This is a genomic window from Kitasatospora sp. NPDC023176 (assembly GCF_055560495.1).
The window spans coordinates 1-1,355 of sequence record NZ_JBVHIP010000098.1 but is presented as its reverse complement, the minus strand read 5'-3'; the positions used below and the strand labels follow the sequence as shown (position 1 = coordinate 1,355).

Genomic DNA, 1,355 nt, shown 5'->3' with positions numbered 1-1,355 from the left:
TCCGCCGCGAACGGAGCGATCTTCGCCTCGGCCAGCGAACGCACCGCCTCACGGAGCATCTGGTGCTCCTCGGAGATACGGAAGAGATCGAAGTCCTGGCTCATGATCGCCACTCCTGTTTCACGACGGTACTCAGTACCCTTCATTATGCACGCGCGCGGCAAAAAGGGAACTCAGTGCCTTCACAGGACGGCACTGAGTTCCCTATCCTTTTCTTGCCGAACTACGGCCGAACTACCGCCGCACCACTGCCGTACTTCCGCCGTACTTCTGCCGTACTACCGCCGACGGAGCCGGTCCGAGCGCAGGGAGATGACAGCGTGGTCCACTCAGCCATCGATGCCGACACCCGGAGTACGACGCTGTACTTCCAGCGCTGTACCTGGTGCAACAACCCGACCTTCCAGCGGCTGCTCTGCCCCACCTGCGGCTCCACCGAACTGCGGCTGGAGCCCAGCGAGGGCACCGGCGTCGTCCGGCGCTGCGCGGTCGAGCAGGCCCGGACGCCGCTGGTCCGCCAGAAGTCGCTGATCCGGATGGCGGAGGGGTTCGACGTCTGGTGCATCGTGGACGGGATGCGCAGCACCGTCCCGGTCGGCACCCGGGTGCGGCTGTTCTCCTCCCCCGACTCCGACCAGCCCGAGCTGCGGCTGCTTCCGATGGAGGAGCCGCCGAAGGAGCAGGACGTCGAGCCGCGCCCGCTGCCGCCGGCCAAGGGCGGGTTCACCCAGCACCTCGCCGCCTTCACCGAGTAGCCGGCGCCGTCCAGCCGGTCCGGACGGTTCGTACGGGCCGTCCGGACCGCGGCCGGAAACGACGGAGGGCGTGGCACTCGGTACCGGGGGTACCGAGTGCCACGCCCTCCGCGCTGCTCCGGGGGATCAGCCCTTGCGGGACTTCACCTCGGCGGTGAGCTGCGGCAGCACCTCGAAGAGGTCGCCGACCACGCCGTAGTCGGCCAGCTCGAAGATCGGGGCCTCCGGGTCCTTGTTGACGGCCACGATGGTCTTCGAGGTCTGCATGCCGGCCCGGTGCTGGATGGCGCCGGAGATGCCGTTGGCGACGTACAGCTGCGGGGAGACCTGCTTGCCGGTCTGGCCGACCTGCGAGCTGTGCGGGTACCAGCCGGCGTCGACGGCGGCGCGCGAGGCACCGACCGCCGCGTCCAGCGCGTCGGCGAGCTCCTCGACCACGCCGAAGCCCTCGGCCGCACCGACACCGCGACCGCCGGAGACCACGATGGCGGCCTCGGTCAGCTCGGGGCGGCCGGTCGAGACGCGCGGGGTGCGCGAGGTGACCTTGGCGGCGTTGCCGGTGAACTCCACCGACACGTTCTCCACGGCGCCGGCGGCCGC

2 protein-coding genes are annotated in these 1,355 nt (G+C 69.9%); one reads left to right on the top strand and one right to left on the bottom strand.

Annotated features, from left to right (window positions below; all coding sequences use genetic code 11):
• The first annotated feature begins 320 nt into the window (after positions 1–320).
• Positions 321–755, top strand: coding sequence for a PhlB family protein (locus tag ACZ3YL_RS42460; RefSeq protein WP_188308254.1), 435 nt, complete (start codon positions 321–323; stop codon positions 753–755).
• A 126-nt stretch (positions 756–881) separates the two neighbouring features.
• Here ACZ3YL_RS42460 and ACZ3YL_RS42455 read toward each other — a convergent pair.
• On the bottom strand, positions 882–1,355 hold a 474-nt coding region (locus ACZ3YL_RS42455), incomplete at its 5' end, for an electron transfer flavoprotein subunit alpha/FixB family protein (protein WP_465663209.1).